The 13861-nt window shown below is 71.0% G+C and carries 12 protein-coding genes; 9 read left to right on the forward strand and 3 right to left on the reverse strand.

Annotation, left to right across the window (positions count from 1 at the left end):
- Positions 1–166: 166 nt before the first annotated feature.
- The 3 genes from fmt to GWI24_RS28440 all read left to right on the forward strand — a co-directional run bounded on the left by fmt (position 167) and on the right by GWI24_RS28440 (position 4779).
- Positions 167–1102 carry a methionyl-tRNA formyltransferase gene (fmt, locus tag GWI24_RS28430; protein WP_210948752.1) on the forward strand — a complete coding sequence of 312 codons (936 nt, stop codon included), beginning with the start codon at positions 167–169 and terminating at the stop codon, positions 1100–1102.
- A gap of 145 nt (positions 1103–1247) precedes the next feature.
- Positions 1248–3263 carry an ABC transporter ATP-binding protein gene (locus GWI24_RS28435; protein WP_210948753.1) on the forward strand — a complete coding sequence of 672 codons (2016 nt, stop codon included), beginning with the start codon at positions 1248–1250 and terminating at the stop codon, positions 3261–3263.
- 43 nt (positions 3264–3306) lie between these two features.
- Positions 3307–4779 (forward strand): RsmB/NOP family class I SAM-dependent RNA methyltransferase, encoded by a 1473-nt coding sequence (locus tag GWI24_RS28440; RefSeq protein WP_210948754.1) that lies wholly within the window; start codon positions 3307–3309, stop codon positions 4777–4779.
- 35 nt (positions 4780–4814) lie between these two features.
- Here GWI24_RS28440 and GWI24_RS28445 read toward each other — a convergent pair whose 3' ends face one another.
- On the reverse strand, positions 4815–5747 hold the full coding sequence (locus tag GWI24_RS28445) for a serine hydrolase (RefSeq protein ID WP_210948755.1): 933 nt from the start codon (positions 5745–5747) through the stop codon (positions 4815–4817).
- Positions 5748–5968: 221 nt separating this feature from the next.
- On the opposite strand from GWI24_RS28445, the gene rpe reads away from it, so the two are divergent.
- Positions 5969–6643, forward strand: a complete 675-nt coding sequence (gene rpe, locus GWI24_RS28450) for a ribulose-phosphate 3-epimerase (RefSeq protein WP_210948756.1) — start codon at positions 5969–5971, stop codon at positions 6641–6643.
- A gap of 135 nt (positions 6644–6778) precedes the next feature.
- On the forward strand, positions 6779–7768 hold the full coding sequence (locus GWI24_RS28455; RefSeq protein WP_020867038.1) for a sugar-binding transcriptional regulator: 990 nt from the start codon (positions 6779–6781) through the stop codon (positions 7766–7768).
- Positions 7769–7779: 11 nt separating this feature from the next.
- Here the strand turns inward: GWI24_RS28455 and GWI24_RS28460 are convergent, their stop codons facing one another.
- Complete coding sequence (locus GWI24_RS28460) at positions 7780–8250, reverse strand: TetR family transcriptional regulator C-terminal domain-containing protein (RefSeq protein ID WP_210948757.1); 471 nt, start codon at positions 8248–8250, stop codon at positions 7780–7782.
- Here GWI24_RS28460 and GWI24_RS28465 point away from each other — a divergent pair.
- From GWI24_RS28465 to GWI24_RS28480, 4 genes are all read left to right on the forward strand, one after another.
- Positions 8231–8371, forward strand: coding sequence for a hypothetical protein (locus GWI24_RS28465; RefSeq protein ID WP_210948758.1), 141 nt, complete (start codon positions 8231–8233; stop codon positions 8369–8371). The genes GWI24_RS28460 and GWI24_RS28465 overlap by 20 nt on opposite strands.
- A 241-nt stretch (positions 8372–8612) precedes the next feature.
- Positions 8613–10262 carry an L-lactate permease gene (locus GWI24_RS28470; RefSeq protein WP_210948762.1) on the forward strand — a complete coding sequence of 550 codons (1650 nt, stop codon included), beginning with the start codon at positions 8613–8615 and terminating at the stop codon, positions 10260–10262.
- 22 nt (positions 10263–10284) lie between these two features.
- Positions 10285–11517, forward strand: a complete 1233-nt coding sequence (locus GWI24_RS28475) for an enolase C-terminal domain-like protein (protein ID WP_210948759.1) — start codon at positions 10285–10287, stop codon at positions 11515–11517.
- A 146-nt stretch (positions 11518–11663) separates the two neighbouring features.
- Positions 11664–13127, forward strand: coding sequence for a GuaB1 family IMP dehydrogenase-related protein (locus GWI24_RS28480; RefSeq protein WP_210948760.1), 1464 nt, complete (start codon positions 11664–11666; stop codon positions 13125–13127).
- A gap of 85 nt (positions 13128–13212) precedes the next feature.
- On the opposite strand, the gene GWI24_RS28485 is transcribed toward GWI24_RS28480, so the two are convergent.
- A partial coding sequence (locus GWI24_RS28485; protein ID WP_210948761.1) for a DUF2637 domain-containing protein occupies positions 13213–13861 on the reverse strand: 649 nt, incomplete at its 5' end.

Raw genomic sequence — 13861 nt, forward strand, 5'->3', positions numbered from 1 at the left:
CGATGCGGTCAATCTGCCTTGACCAACGCGGCACCCGCCCGTCGGTCACGGTCCGGGGCGTGCGGCAGTCCGCTCGTACGCCCCCTCGGACGGCGGACCATAGACTTCAGACGCTGTTCGCGACGTTTCCCGCCGTATCCGCTGTGTGAGAGGTAGTTCGCCACCCATGAGGCTCGTCTTCGCCGGTACCCCCGAGGTCGCCCTGCCCGCTCTGGAGGCGCTGATCGCGTCCGAGAAGCACGAGGTGGTGGCCGTGGTGACCCGTCCCGACGCGCCCGCCGGACGAGGCCGCCGGCTGGTGGCCAGTCCGGTCGCCGAGCGGGCCGAGGAGGCGGGCATCGAGGTGCTCAAGCCCGCCAAGCCGCGCGATCCGGAGTTCCTCGCCCGGCTCACCGAGATCGCGCCGGACTGCTGCCCGGTGGTGGCCTACGGCGCGCTGCTGCCCAAGGCCGCGCTGGAGATCCCCGCGCACGGCTGGGTCAATCTGCACTTCTCGCTGCTCCCGGCCTGGCGGGGCGCGGCCCCCGTGCAGCACTCCCTGCTGGCGGGCGACGAGATGACCGGCGCCTCGACCTTCCAGATCGAGGAAGGGCTGGACTCCGGGCCGGTGTTCGGGGTGGTGACGGAGCAGGTGCTGGCCACCGACACCAGCGGCGATCTGCTGACCCGGCTCGCCTTCGCCGGTGCGGGGCTGCTCGAGGCGACGATGGACGGCATCGAGAACGGCACCCTGCGCCCGGTGCCGCAGCCGGCCGAGGGCGTCTCGCTCGCCCCGAAGATCACCGTCGAGGACGCGGAGATCGACTGGACGGCGCCCGCGCTGCGCGTCGACCGGCTGGTGCGCGCGTGCACCCCCGCCCCGGGCGCGTGGACCACCTTCCGGGGGGAGCGGCTGAAGGTCGTCTCGGCCCGGCCGGTGACGGACCGCACGGATCTGGAGCCCGGTCTGCTGGCCGCCACCAAGAAGTCCGTGTACGTGGGCACCGGCAGCCATGCCGTCGAGCTGACCTGGGTGCGGCCGCAGGGCAAGAAGCCGATGCTCGCGGCGGACTGGGCGCGCGGGGTGCGGATCGCGGAGGGCGAGCGGCTCGGGTCCTTCTGACGGATCTCCGTGGAAGAAGGACCCCAGGGGCCTGAGCGGGCCGCCACGCCAAGACCGACTGCGCTACGGACGCGCCGAAGAGGCGTACGTTGACTTCAACCTAGGTTGAAGTCTTACGTTCCTCACAAGACCTCGGAGGTGCGTGATGGACATGCAATCGACCGCCTGGCATTCCCTGTATCAGACGGCCAATGCTCAAGACGACCGGCGGCCCTTCTCCCGCGAGACGCTGCGCCGCATCGGCGCCTTCGCCCGTCCGCACCGCCGCCGGCTGCTGCTGTTCCTGGTGCTGAGCACGGTCACGGCGGTGCTCGCGGTGGCGACGCCGCTACTGGCCGGCCGGGTGGTGGACGCGATCGTCCACCGTTCGGGACAGGGCACGGTGCTCTGGCTGGCCGGGCTCATCGCCGCGATCGCCGTGGCGGAGGCGGCGCTCGGGCTGGTGACCCGCTGGCTGTCGGCGAACATCGGTGAGGGGCTGATCCTCGATCTGCGCACCGCCGTCTTCGACCACGTCCAGCGGATGCCGGTGGCGTTCTTCACCCGGACCCGCACCGGTGCGCTGGTCAGCAGGCTCAACAACGACGTCATCGGCGCGCAGCGGGCGTTCAGCGACACCCTCTCCGGGGTGGTCGGCAATGTGGTGACACTGCTGCTCACCTTTGTCGTGATGGTCGGGATCTCCTGGCAGATCACCCTGCTGACGCTGCTGCTCCTGCCCGTCTTCCTGCTGCCCGCGCGCCGGGTGGGCGGACGGCTGGCGAAGCTGCGGCGCGAGGCGGCCGCGCACAACGCCGCGATGAGCACCCAGATGACCGAGCGCTTCTCCGCGCCCGGGGCGACCCTGGTCAAGCTCTTCGGGCGGCCCGCCGACGAGTCCGCCGAGTTCGCCGCGCGGACCCGGCGGGTGCGGGACATCGGGGTGCGTACCGCGATGGTCCAGGTCTCCTTCGTGACCGCCCTGACCCTCGTCTCCGCCCTGGCCCTCGCCCTGGTCTACGGCCTCGGCGGCTGGTTCGCGCTGCACGGGCGGCTCGACCCCGGCGCCGTCGTCGCGCTCGCGCTGCTCCTCACCCGGCTGTACGCGCCGCTGACCGCGCTGGCCGGGGCGCGGGTCGAGGTGATGAGCGCGCTCGTCAGCTTCGAGCGGGTCTTCGAGGTGCTCGACCTCGAGCCGCTGATCAAGGAGAAGCCGGACGCCCGGGAGGTCCCGGAGGGGCCGGTGTCCGTCGAGTTCGACCGCGTCGACTTCGGCTACCCGGCCGCGGACAAGGTCTCCCTCGCCTCCCTGGAGGAGGTCGCCACCCTGGACACCCGCGGTGGCGTCCCGGTCCTGCACCAGGTGTCCTTCCGCGCCGAACCGGGCCAGATGGTCGCGCTGGTGGGCTCCTCCGGCTCCGGGAAGTCGACCATCGCGCAGCTGCTGCCGAGGCTCTACGACGCCGACCACGGCGCCATTCGGCTCGCCGGGGTGGACGTCCGCGATCTGACGGCCGGCTCGATCCGCGCCACCCTCGGCATGGTCACGCAGGACGGCCATCTCTTCCATGACTCGATCCGCGCCAATCTGCTGCTGGCCCGGCCGGAGGCCACCGACGAGGAGCTGTGGGAGGTGCTGCGCCGGGCCCGCCTGGAGGGGCTGATCGCGGCGCTGCCGGACGGTCTTGACACCGTCGTGGGCGAGCGCGGCTACCGGCTCTCCGGCGGGGAGCGCCAGCGGCTGACCATCGCCCGGCTGCTGCTGGCCCGGCCCCGGGTGGTGATCCTGGACGAGGCCACCGCGCATCTGGACTCCACCTCGGAGGCGGATGTCCAGGAGGCGCTCGGCGAGGCGCTGGACGGGCGCACCGCGGTGGTGATCGCCCACCGGCTGTCCACGGTCCGGGCAGCGGATCTCATTCTCGTCGTGGAGGACGGGCGGATCGTGGAGCGCGGTACGCACACCGCGCTGCTGGCCGCCGGAGGCCGCTACGAGGAGCTGTACCGCACCCAGTTCGAGCAGCCGACGACGGTTGACAACGGATTCGCCGTGGCCGGAGCGAGCGTGTCCGGTGCGGCCGTTGCCCCCACGACCGTGAATGGAACGGCCGTGGACGGCACCATCGTGGACGGAACGGCCCTGGACGGCGGTCCCACGACCGCCGACGCCCCGGCGACGTAGGCTGGTCCCTTCAGCCCGATCCGTCCCCCGGAGCACATTTCCCGTGACCGACCAGCCCCGTCGTCGCCGTCCCCACGCCCCGAACCGGCCTGGCAAGCCCTACCGCCGCCCGCTGAAGGACCCCGTGCGGATCCTCGCCTTCGAGGCGCTGCGGGCGGTCGACGAACGGGACGCGTACGCCAACCTCGTTCTCCCGCCCCTGCTGCGCAAGGCGCGGGAGAGCGCGGAGGCCGGCAGCGGGCCGCGGTTCGACTCCCGGGACGCGGCGCTCGCCACCGAGCTGGTCTACGGCACCCTGCGCCACCAGGGCACCTACGACGCGATCATCGCCGAATGCGTGGACCGCCCGCTGCGCGAGGTGGATCCGCCCGTGCTCGACGTGCTGAGCCTCGGCGCCCACCAGTTGCTCGGGACCCGTATCCCCACCCACGCCGCCGTCTCGGCGAGCGTCGAGCTGGCCCGGGTGGTGCTCGGCGACGGCCGGGCCAAGTTCGTCAACGCCGTGCTGCGCAAGATCGCCGCCCATGACCTCGACGGCTGGCTGGAGCGTGTCGCCCCGCCCTACGACAAGGACCCCGAGGAGCATCTGGGCGTCCGCCACTCGCATCCGCGCTGGGTCGTCTCCGCCCTGTGGGACGCGCTCGGCGGCGGCAGTGCCGGTATGGAGGAGCTGCTGGCGGCCGACAACGAGCGGCCCGAGGTCACCCTCGTCGCCCGGCCCGGCCGGTCCACGCCCGGGGAGCTGCTGGACGCGGTCGGCGAGCGGACCGCGGTGCCGGGCCGCTGGTCCCCGTACGCGGTGCGGCTCACCGAGGGCGGCGAGCCCGGTGCGCTGGAGGCGGTGCGTGACGGGCGGGCCGGAGTGCAGGACGAGGGCAGCCAGCTGGTGGCCCTCGCGCTGGCGAACGCCCCGCTGGAGGGGGACGACCGGCGCTGGCTGGACGGCTGCGCGGGCCCCGGCGGCAAGGCCGCGCTGCTCGCCGCGCTCGCCGCGGAGCGCGGCGCCTCGCTGCTGGCCGCCGAGAAGCAGCCGCACCGGGCCCGGCTGGTGGCCGGGGCCCTGGCGGGCAACCCCGGGCCGTACCAGGTGATCGCCGCGGACGGCACCCGGCCGCCGTGGCGTCCGGAGTCCTTCGACCGGGTGCTGGTGGACGTCCCCTGCACCGGCCTGGGCGCCCTGCGCCGCCGTCCCGAGGCGCGCTGGCGGCGGCGCCCCGAGGACCTCGAGGGCTTCGCCCCGCTCCAGCGCGGGCTGTTGCGGGAGGCGCTGGCCGCGGCGCGGATCGGCGGGGTGGTCGGCTATGCCACCTGCTCCCCGCATCCGGCCGAGACCCGGGCCGTGGTCGAGGACGTCCTCAAGGGGCGGGGTGGCGCGGCCGTCTCCGCGGAGTGGATCGACGCACGGCCGCTGCTGCCCGGGGTGCCCGAGCTGGGCGACGGCCCCGACATCCAGCTGTGGCCGCACCGGCACGGCACGGACGCCATGTATCTGGCCCTGCTGCGCCGCACCGGCTGACCCCGCTCATTTCCGGGGTCGGTCCTTATCCAGGGTCAGTCCTTCGGAACCGCCGGAAGCGCTTCCTCGGGCCGGTCGGTCGGGGCGTAGAGCGTATCGGCGTGGGCGGTGGGGTTGAGGTCCTTGTGCACCGCGCGCGCCACCGCCTCGATGGTGGCCACGCCCGCCTCCATGGTGCGGTCGTCCTGGGTGAGCACGGTGAGCGTGTAGTCGTGGCCGCCGCCGGTGAAGGCGCCGATGCTGTGCACCCGCCAGCCGTGCGAGGAACGCTCCAGCCAGCCGTTCTTCACATGGATCTGCGTACCGCCCGGGGCGCCGGCCGGGGTGCCCCAGCGCTGTTCGGGGATGACCTTGCCCATCAGCGTGAGGACGTAGGTGCGGGAGGCGTCGGTCAGCACCGTGTTCGCGTGGGTGATCAGGTCCAGGAGCCGCTCCTGGTCGTTCGCGGTGATCTGGGTGAGACCCCAGTAGCCGTCCTTGCCGGGCACGGTGGCGTCCATCCCGGCCGCGCGCAGGAACGCCTTGACCCTGGAGGGCTTGAGCTGCTTCCACAGCTTGCTGGTCGAGGCGTTGTCCGACTTGGTGATCATGGCTTTGGCGAGGGTCTTCTCGCGCTTGGTCAGCCCCCGGTGGTGCCGCTGCGCGTCCCACAGCAGCGTCCCCAGGACCGTCACCTTCACCACGCTCGCGGAGTCGAACCTCTGGTTCGCGCGCAGGGTGCAGCGGGTGTGGGTGGTGTGGTCGCGGAGGCTGATCGCGACGGTGCCGGACCGGCCGCGCAGCGCGCCGGAGATGTCCTTGGACATCTTCCCGGCCGGCCCGGACTGGTGCGAGACGCAGACCGGCCGCGGTGCCGTGGCCGCCGCGGAGGCGGGCCCGGCCCCGGCGGCCGACGCCGCGACGACGGCCGCTGTCAGCGCCGCGCACACCGCGGTGCGGGGGTGCCGGGGTATTCGATCGCTCGTCATGGTGGGTTGCCTGTTTCCCTTGCCTTGTCGCTGGTCACACGAGCCGCTTACATCACAAGAGCCACTTCTGCGCTCTCGACTCATATGACCCGGGCGCGACGGCCAGGGGTTGCTCGACCATCTTCATGATCTCGTCTCCCTCGGCGTCCGTCGATCCGAGCGGGGCCGATGATCAGATCCCGGCTCCATGGACCGGCGCCGATCGTGGGAGGCTTGGAGCCATGGTCCCGCAGATCAATCCCAGCATCCTGTCCGCAGACTTCTCCCGCCTGGCGGATGAGGCGAAGGCGGTCGAAGGCGCCGACTGGCTCCACGTCGACGTCATGGACAACCACTTCGTCCCCAACCTCACCCTCGGCGTGCCGGTGGTCGAATCGCTGGGCAGGGCCACGCAGACCCCGCTGGACTGCCATCTCATGATCGAGGACCCGGACCGCTGGGCGCCGCAGTACATCGAGGCGGGCGCCGGCTCCGTCACCTTCCATGTGGAGGCCGCGGCCGCGCCGGTGCGGCTGGCGCGCGAGATCCGGGCCAAGGGCGCGCGGGCCTCGATGGCGCTCAAGCCCGCCACGCCCATCGAACCGTACGAGGATCTGCTGCCCGAGCTGGACATGCTGCTGGTGATGACCGTGGAGCCCGGCTTCGGCGGCCAGGCGTTCCTCGACATCATGCTGCCGAAGATCCGCCGTACCCGGCAGCTCATCGCCAAGCACGGCCTTCAGATGTGGCTGCAGGTGGACGGCGGCGTCTCGGCCGAGACCATCGAGCGGTGCGCCGAGGCGGGCGCCGATGTGTTCGTCGCGGGCTCGGCCGTCTACGGCGCCGACGACCCGGCCAAGGCCGTACGGGAGCTGCGCCACCTCGCCGAAAAGGCGACCGGCACCCCCGGTTCATGAGGCGACGCAGCTACCGGTCGATGAACTCAAGGGTGAAGGCCAAACCAACTCCGCCGTTTCTGACAGGATGAACGGTGAGTCCGGACAGTGAATAGTGAGGAGACCGCGGTGTCGACGGGCCGTTCAGCCACGCGGATGGGACCCGCCGAACTGGTGCAGGCGGCCGCCATGGCGCGCCGCTTCTACCTCGAGGGCAAGTCCAAGATCCAGATCGCCGAGGAGTTCGGCGTCAGCCGCTTCAAGGTCGCGCGGGTGCTGGAGACGGCGCTCGAGCGCGATCTGGTGCGCATCGAAATCCGGGTTCCCGCCGAGCTCGACGCGGAGCGCTCCGACGCGCTGCGGGCCCGTTACGGGCTGCGCCACGCGGTCGTCGTGGAGTCCCCGGCCGATGCCGAGGCGGACACCCCGGACCCGGAGAACCTCGGCGAGGTCGCCGCGGACCTGCTGGGCGAGCTGGTGACCGAGGGGGATGTGCTGGGGCTGGCCTGGGGACGGTCCACGATCCACATGGCGGCCGCGCTGCACCGGCTGCCCCCGTGCACCGTCGTCCAGCTCACGGGCGTGTACGACGCGGGCACGGCCGAGCGCGGCTCGGTCGAGGCGGTGCGCCGCGCCGCCGCCGTCTCCGGCGGTGAGGCGCATCCCATCTACGCGCCGATGCTGCTCCCGGACACGGCCACCGCGGACGCCCTGCGCGGCCAGACCGGTATCGCCCGCGCCTTCGAGTACTTCGACAAGGTCACCGTGGCCTGCGTCTCCATCGGCTCCTGGGAGGCCGGGATCTCCACGGTCTACGACATGCTGACGGAGGAGGAGCGGGCCCACTACGAGAGCCTGGGCGCCGCCGCCGAGATGTCCGCCCACCTCTTCGACGCCGAGGGCCGCCGCATCGGCCGCGACCTGGGTGAGCGCTGCATCACCGTGGAGGCCGACCGGCTGCGCCGGATCCCCGAGGTGGTGGCCATCGCCGGTGGCCGCCGTAAGGCCGAGGCGATCGGGGCGGTGCTGAGGTCCGGCCTGGTCACCAGCCTGGTGACGGACACCGCCGCCGCGGACTACCTGCTCGCCGGGACCACCCCCGCCGCCCACCCCGCCCTCGACCGCGCCGACCCGGACGGGCCGTAAGCCCCCGGGGGTCACGGGTCGGCTCTTGGCGCGCTGAGCATCGCCGATTCGATGATCGCCTGTAGTTCCTCGGTGGTGGCGCCGTCGCGGGCTTGCACGGCCAGCCCGTGAAGCACTGTGGTGTACAGGGCCGCGAGGGTCCCGAGGTCCGCGGTGGCGGGGACGTCGCCTGCCGCGACGCCCCGCTCGAGCCGTTGCCGGAAAAGCTCGCGCACAGCCTGTCGGCGTTCGGTCACGAAGGCGCTGACCTCCTCGTTCCGTGCGCTGCCGGCCGCGGCCGCGAGGACGACCATGCATCCGGGCGGGCGCTCGGGGTCGGCGAAGGTGACGATGTTGGCCCGCAGCAGCGCGCGGATGCCCTCGTAGGCTGTCGGCGCCTCTTCCAGGGCACGTTGCGCCGGGGCGCCGACTGTGGACCCGTACAGCTCGGAGCCGCTGCCCGAGGGGCACCCCTTGTGGAAGGTGCCCGGTCTGCTGCTCACCCCGCATGTGGCCGCCAGTGTGCCGCTGACGATGTCCCGGGCCTACGACGTCGTGGCGGAGCAGCTGCGCTACTTCGTACGAGGTGAGGAACCGCCCAACGTGGTGCACGGAACCTACTGACCCGGTGCGAGAACAACGTCATCAGCCTTGACGTGATTCGCCTCACGCATACACAATCCGACTTACCTAGCAGACGGCGTCTTAAATATAAGACACCAACAAGCAAGATTTGTCGCGGCGAACGGCTCGTCGGGCGAGGCCATCGGCTCATGCGCCGAGAGGTCCGCCTTCTGACTCGGGCCCCGAACGCCCCTGCCGATTACTCCAGTTCCTCCTCCACCAACGCTGCCGGAGGTCCGTCATGTATCAACAGCCCACCGCCCCTCTGGGCGGATCCCTCGGGTGGTCGGCCCTGACCGCCGCCATTCCTCTCTTGCTGCTGTTCCTGCTTCTGGGCGTGTTTCGGGTCCGGGCGTGGATAGCCTCCGTCATCGGGTTGCTCGTTGCGACCGCCGTGGCGATCGGTGTGTACGGGATGCCGTTCGGAACCGCGGTGTCCGGCATGGCGGAGGGGGCCGTCTTCGGGCTGTTCCCTGTCATGTGGATCGTGGCCAACGCGATCTGGGTCTACCGGATGACCCGCGACAGCGGGGATTTCGACCGGTTGCGCGAGGCGTTCTCACGGGTCAGCGACGACCGCCGGATCCAGGGTCTGATCATCGCGTTCTCATTCGGTGCGCTGCTGGAGGCGCTGGCCGGCTTCGGGGCGCCGGTGGCGATCTGTTCGGTGATGTTGGTGGCGCTCGGGCTGTCGGCCCTGCGGGCGGTGACGGTGTCGATGATCGCGAACACCGTGCCGGTGGCGTGGGGCGGTGTCGGGTTGCCGATCATCACACTCGGTCAGGTCACCGGGATTCCGGTGGACGCGCTGAGCCGGGCCACCGCCCACCTCGTCCCGGTGCTCGCACTCTTCGTCCCGCTATTGCTGCTCGTGGTGCTCGACGGCACCCGGGGTGTGCGCGAGGCGTGGCCCGCGGCGGCGGTGGCCGGCGTGTCGTTCGCCGTCCCGCAGTACGTGGTCGCGACCTTCGGCCCGATCCAACTCGTGGACATAGTCGCCGCATTGGCCTCGGCCGGATCCGTTCTGCTGTTGACGCGGTTCTGGCAACCGCGCCGCTCGGACCACTCGGCCCGAGCCGATGTCGAGGCGCCCGGCGGTGGAGCCCTGACGCCAACTGGCACCGGCGCGACCGGCGTTCTCACCGCTCCGTCCCGCGTCGACGTCTTCCGCGCCTTTGCGCCCTACCTGGTGATCATCGTGTTCTTCACCGTGTCCGTGGTCCCGAGTATCAAGGGCGTGCTGAAGGCTGCGACGTTGACCTTCGAATGGCCCGGGCTCGCGGTGCGGACACCACAGGGCGAGCCGGTGGCGCTCGCGACCTACAAGTTCGACTGGCTCGCCACCCCCGGGACGGTGCTGCTCATCGCGGGCGCCGTCACCGCGATGATGCTGCGGATCAGCGCCCGCTCGGCGCTGCGGGCCTACGGCCAAACGCTGTCTCAGCTGCGCGAGGCCGGAGCCACCGTCATGGCGGTGCTGGCGTTGGCCTATGTCATGAACCTGTCCGGGCAGACCACGACACTCGGCCTGTTCCTGGCCACCGCGGGAAGCTTCTTCGTCGTCCTGTCACCGTTGCTCGGCTGGTTCGGTACCGCCGTCACCGGCTCGGATACGTCATCGAACTCGCTGTTCGGCGCGTTGCAGGTCAGCGCCGCGCAGGGGACCGGGATGTCGCCGACCCTCGCCGCGGCCGCCAACACCGCGGGCGGGGTCCTGGGGAAGATGATGAGCCCGCAGAACCTGGCCGTCGGAGCGGCGGCCGTCGGCCTGGCGGGGCGCGAGGGCGAAATCCTCCGGCGGGTCCTCGTCGCGTCCGCGGTGCTCGTGCCCGCGCTCTGCCTGCTCGTCTATCTGCAGTCGACCCCGATCCTCGGGTGGCTCGTGCCGTGACCGGGACTCGATACACCCACCCATGCGCATGGACACCAGCATTGGAGGCAATCCTGTGATCGACGCGCGGATTTCATCGGTACGGATGAGGGAAGTAAGCGCCGTGCTCGCCGCCGGTTCACCGCACCGTGCGGCCCCGCCGCAATCCCGTCCGCTCAGCATCTACCCGTCGTTCCACACCGGATCCGCGGGCCAGGTGCTGATGTCCGATCCTCATCGCAGGACCGCCGGATACCTTGAGATCGCGACCACGGCCGGTGTGACCGGCAGGTACGGGCCGCTCGATCACGATGTGGTCGCCCCATTGGCGGAGGGCATGGCGAGCGGATTGCTCGGCCTGAACCCGATGGCGAACGGCTACATCTGGGATGTGCTGCAACGCACCGACCGGCACGCACGCCATGGAACCCGCAAGATCGCGATGAGCGCCGTGGACAACGCGCTGTGGGATCTGCGTGGCCGCTTGATGGGCGTTCCCGTCTGGCAGCTGCTCGGAGGGGCCGGTCGCACACAGATCCCGGCCTATGCCAGCACTCACGGCACGTTTCATTCCGACGGCGAAGTCGAGCGCACGGCGGAGGAACTGCTCGACGAGGGCTACACCGCCCAGAAGTGGTTCTTCGGCGACGGGCCCGCGCAGGGCCCCGAAGGAATGGAACGCAATATCGCGCTGGTCGAACGTACCCGAGCGGCCGTCGGTTTTCGATCCGCCCTGATGTTCGATGCCTTCATGAGCTGGGACCTCCCCTATGCCCGGGCCTGGTGCGCCCGGGTGGAGCACCTCCGGCCGGATTGGCTGGAGGAGCCATTCCCGGCGGCGGCGGTCCCGTCGTTCGCACAGCTCCGCTCCTCGACCACCATTCCGCTGGCAGCCGGTGAGCACCTGTACGACCGGTACGATCTCCTGCCCTTTTTGCAGAAGGGGCTGCTGAGCGTGGTGCAAGTCGATCCGGAATGGTGCGGTGGCGTTACCGAAGTAGTGCGAATGTGCGCCATGGCCGAGCCGTTCGGCGTTCAGGTGTTTCCGCACGGGCACGGTATTCACGCCGCGCTGCATGTCGTGGCAAGCCAATCGCCACAGCTCTGTCCGTCTGTCGAGTACCTCTACCGCTTCACTCCCGAAAAGCACTACTTCGAAGTCGAAGCTCCCGTTCCGAAGGGCGGAGTGATCCCGCTGCCTGCCCGCCCGGGATTCGGCATCGAAATCGACGAAGATCGAGTGGAGACGAGCAAGGAAATCTTCGCGTTTTCCTGACCCGTCACGCCCCGGCGGCGCACCCCATGGTGATCGACTGGCTACCGCTCCACCGTGTCCCCTTGTAGGATTACATGATCATGAGGGTTTGTTCGCTGTGTCTTCGTGGGAGTGACCTGCGTCCCTCCGTGTGAAAATGTGGAAGTATGCAATTCCTTGAGCCCGGCACCGGACGCTACGTAAAGTCATCTCCGGCTCCCTACGACCTGACGTACGACGATGTGTTCATGGTGCCGAGCCGTTCCGCGGTCGGCTCCCGTCAGGGAGTGGACCTGTCGGCCCCCGACGGCACCGGCACCACCATCCCGCTCGTCGTCGCCAACATGACCGCGATCGCCGGCCGCCGCATGGCCGAGACGGTCGCCCGGCGCGGTGGCCTCGTCGTCATCCCGCAGGACATCCCGATCGACGTCGTCACCGACGTGGTCCGCTGGGTCAAGAGCCGCCATCTGGTGCTGGACACCCCGATCGTCCTCGCCCCGACCGGCACCGTCGCCGACGCGCTGTCGCTGCTGCCCAAGCGGGCACACGGCGCGGGCGTGGTGGTCGAGGACGGGCGTCCGGTGGGCGTGGTGACCGAGTCCGACCTGACCGGGGTGGACCGCTTCACCCAGCTGTCCGAGGTGATGTCGCGGGAGCTGATGGTGCTCGACGCCGACATCGACCCCCAGGAGGCGTTCAGCCGCCTCGACGCCGCCCACCGCAAGCTGGCGCCCGCCGTGGACGCGGACGGAAAGCTGGCCGGCATCCTGAGCCGCAAGGGAGCGCTGCGCGCGACGCTCTACACGCCCGCGGTGGACGCGGCGGGCCGGCTGCGGATCGCGGCCGCCGTCGGGGTCAACGGCGATGTGGATGGCCGTACGAAGGCGCTCCTCGACGCCGGGGTGGACACCCTCGTCGTGGACACCGCCCATGGCCACCAGGAGTCGATGATCAGCGCGCTCAAGGCGGTCCGGGGGCTGGGCCCGCGGGTGCCGGTGGTGGCGGGCAACGTGGTCGCCGCCGAGGGGGTGCGCGATCTCATCGAGGCCGGTGCGGACATCGTCAAGGTCGGCGTCGGGCCGGGTGCCATGTGCACCACCCGCATGATGACCGGCGTCGGCCGGCCGCAGTTCTCCGCGGTGATGGAATGCGCCGCCGAGGCGCGGAAGTTCGGCAAGCACATCTGGGCGGACGGCGGCATCCGGCACCCCCGCGACGTCGCCATGGCGCTGGCCGCCGGGGCGTCCAACGTCATGATCGGCTCCTGGTTCGCGGGCACGTACGAGTCGCCCGGCGACCTCCAGCACACCGCCGACGGCCGCCCCTACAAGGAGAGCTTCGGCATGGCGTCGGCGCGCGCGGTGCGCAAGCGCACCAGCGAGGAGTCGGCGTACGAGCGGGCCCGCAAGGGGCTGTTCGAGGAGGGCATCTCCACCTCGCGGATGTTCCTGGACCCGGCCCGGCCGGGCGTCGAGGACCTGATCGACTCGATCGTCGCGGGCGTGCGCAGCTCCTGCACCTACGCGGGTGCGGGGTCGCTCGAGGAGTTCCACGAGCGGGCCGTCGTCGGCGTCCAGAGCGCCGCGGGCTACGCCGAGGGCAAGCCCCTCCACGCCTCCTGGGACTGAGACAGCGTCTCCTGGGACCGAGACAGCATCACAGCCCCACTCGGCTCGGGTGAGTGGGGCCGTGGTGCTGTAGTGCGACGGTGGCTCATCTCGCCATTCCACGCTGCTCACCCCGGGTGCGGGGCAGCGCGTGGCGTGGCGGGCTGGTGAGGGTGATCTGCCGCACCAGCTGGTGGAACGAGACCAGCGCGGCGACCGGGGGAAGACCGGCCACGGCAATGCTGGGCGCGTTCCTCGGGGCGTGTGCCACGCACAGGAACACCGCGATGGTGGAGAAGAGCACCACCACGGCCCATGAGTGCGCCGCGCCCCGCCGGTGCAGGGCGGCCCGCAGCACCGACAGCGAGGCGACCAGCCAGGGTCCGTAGACCAGCAGGGGCCACCACGCCGCCATGGACTCCGAGGTGCTCGGGGAGGCCAGATGGCGCAGCGGGCGGTAGGAGATCATTCCGCCGAGCACGCTCAGCATGGCGACGATGACCGTGGTGACCGCCGCGAAGATCAGGCTGATCACATGCAGCCACGGCATCGTGGGCAGCCGGAAGCGGACCCGGCGGCGCTTGCCGCGCCCCCGCACATGCGTGGGGGAAGAGGCTCGCAGGGGGGTGACCGGTGGTCCGATGGGGCCGGTGGTGTGCACCGCCTCCTCGGCGGAGGACGTCTGGAGCAGCCGGGCCAGGTCCCCCTCCAGGTCCCAGCGGCCCTCGATGGTCTCCGGGTCGGGCAGGGGGAAA

Origin of the sequence: Streptomyces sp. MK37H (genome assembly GCF_018035285.1) — a bacterium.
Lineage (GTDB): Bacteria > Actinomycetota > Actinomycetes > Streptomycetales > Streptomycetaceae > Streptomyces > Streptomyces endocoffeicus.

Excerpts from the sequence above, each read along its gene's own strand:
- fmt (WP_210948752.1), top strand. The coding sequence starts at position 167 with ATGAGGCTCGTCTTCGCCGGTACCCCCGAGGTCGCCCTGCCCGCTCTG.
- GWI24_RS28445 (WP_210948755.1), bottom strand. The coding sequence starts at position 5,747 with ATGACGAGCGATCGAATACCCCGGCACCCCCGCACCGCGGTGTGCGCG.
- GWI24_RS28480 (WP_210948760.1), top strand. The coding sequence starts at position 11,664 with ATGCAATTCCTTGAGCCCGGCACCGGACGCTACGTAAAGTCATCTCCG.
- GWI24_RS28475 (WP_210948759.1), top strand. The coding sequence starts at position 10,285 with ATGCGCATGGACACCAGCATTGGAGGCAATCCTGTGATCGACGCGCGG.
- GWI24_RS28470 (WP_210948762.1), top strand. The coding sequence starts at position 8,613 with ATGTATCAACAGCCCACCGCCCCTCTGGGCGGATCCCTCGGGTGGTCG.
- GWI24_RS28455 (WP_020867038.1), top strand. The coding sequence starts at position 6,779 with ATGGGACCCGCCGAACTGGTGCAGGCGGCCGCCATGGCGCGCCGCTTC.
- GWI24_RS28435 (WP_210948753.1), top strand. The coding sequence starts at position 1,248 with ATGGACATGCAATCGACCGCCTGGCATTCCCTGTATCAGACGGCCAAT.
- rpe (WP_210948756.1), top strand. The coding sequence starts at position 5,969 with ATGGTCCCGCAGATCAATCCCAGCATCCTGTCCGCAGACTTCTCCCGC.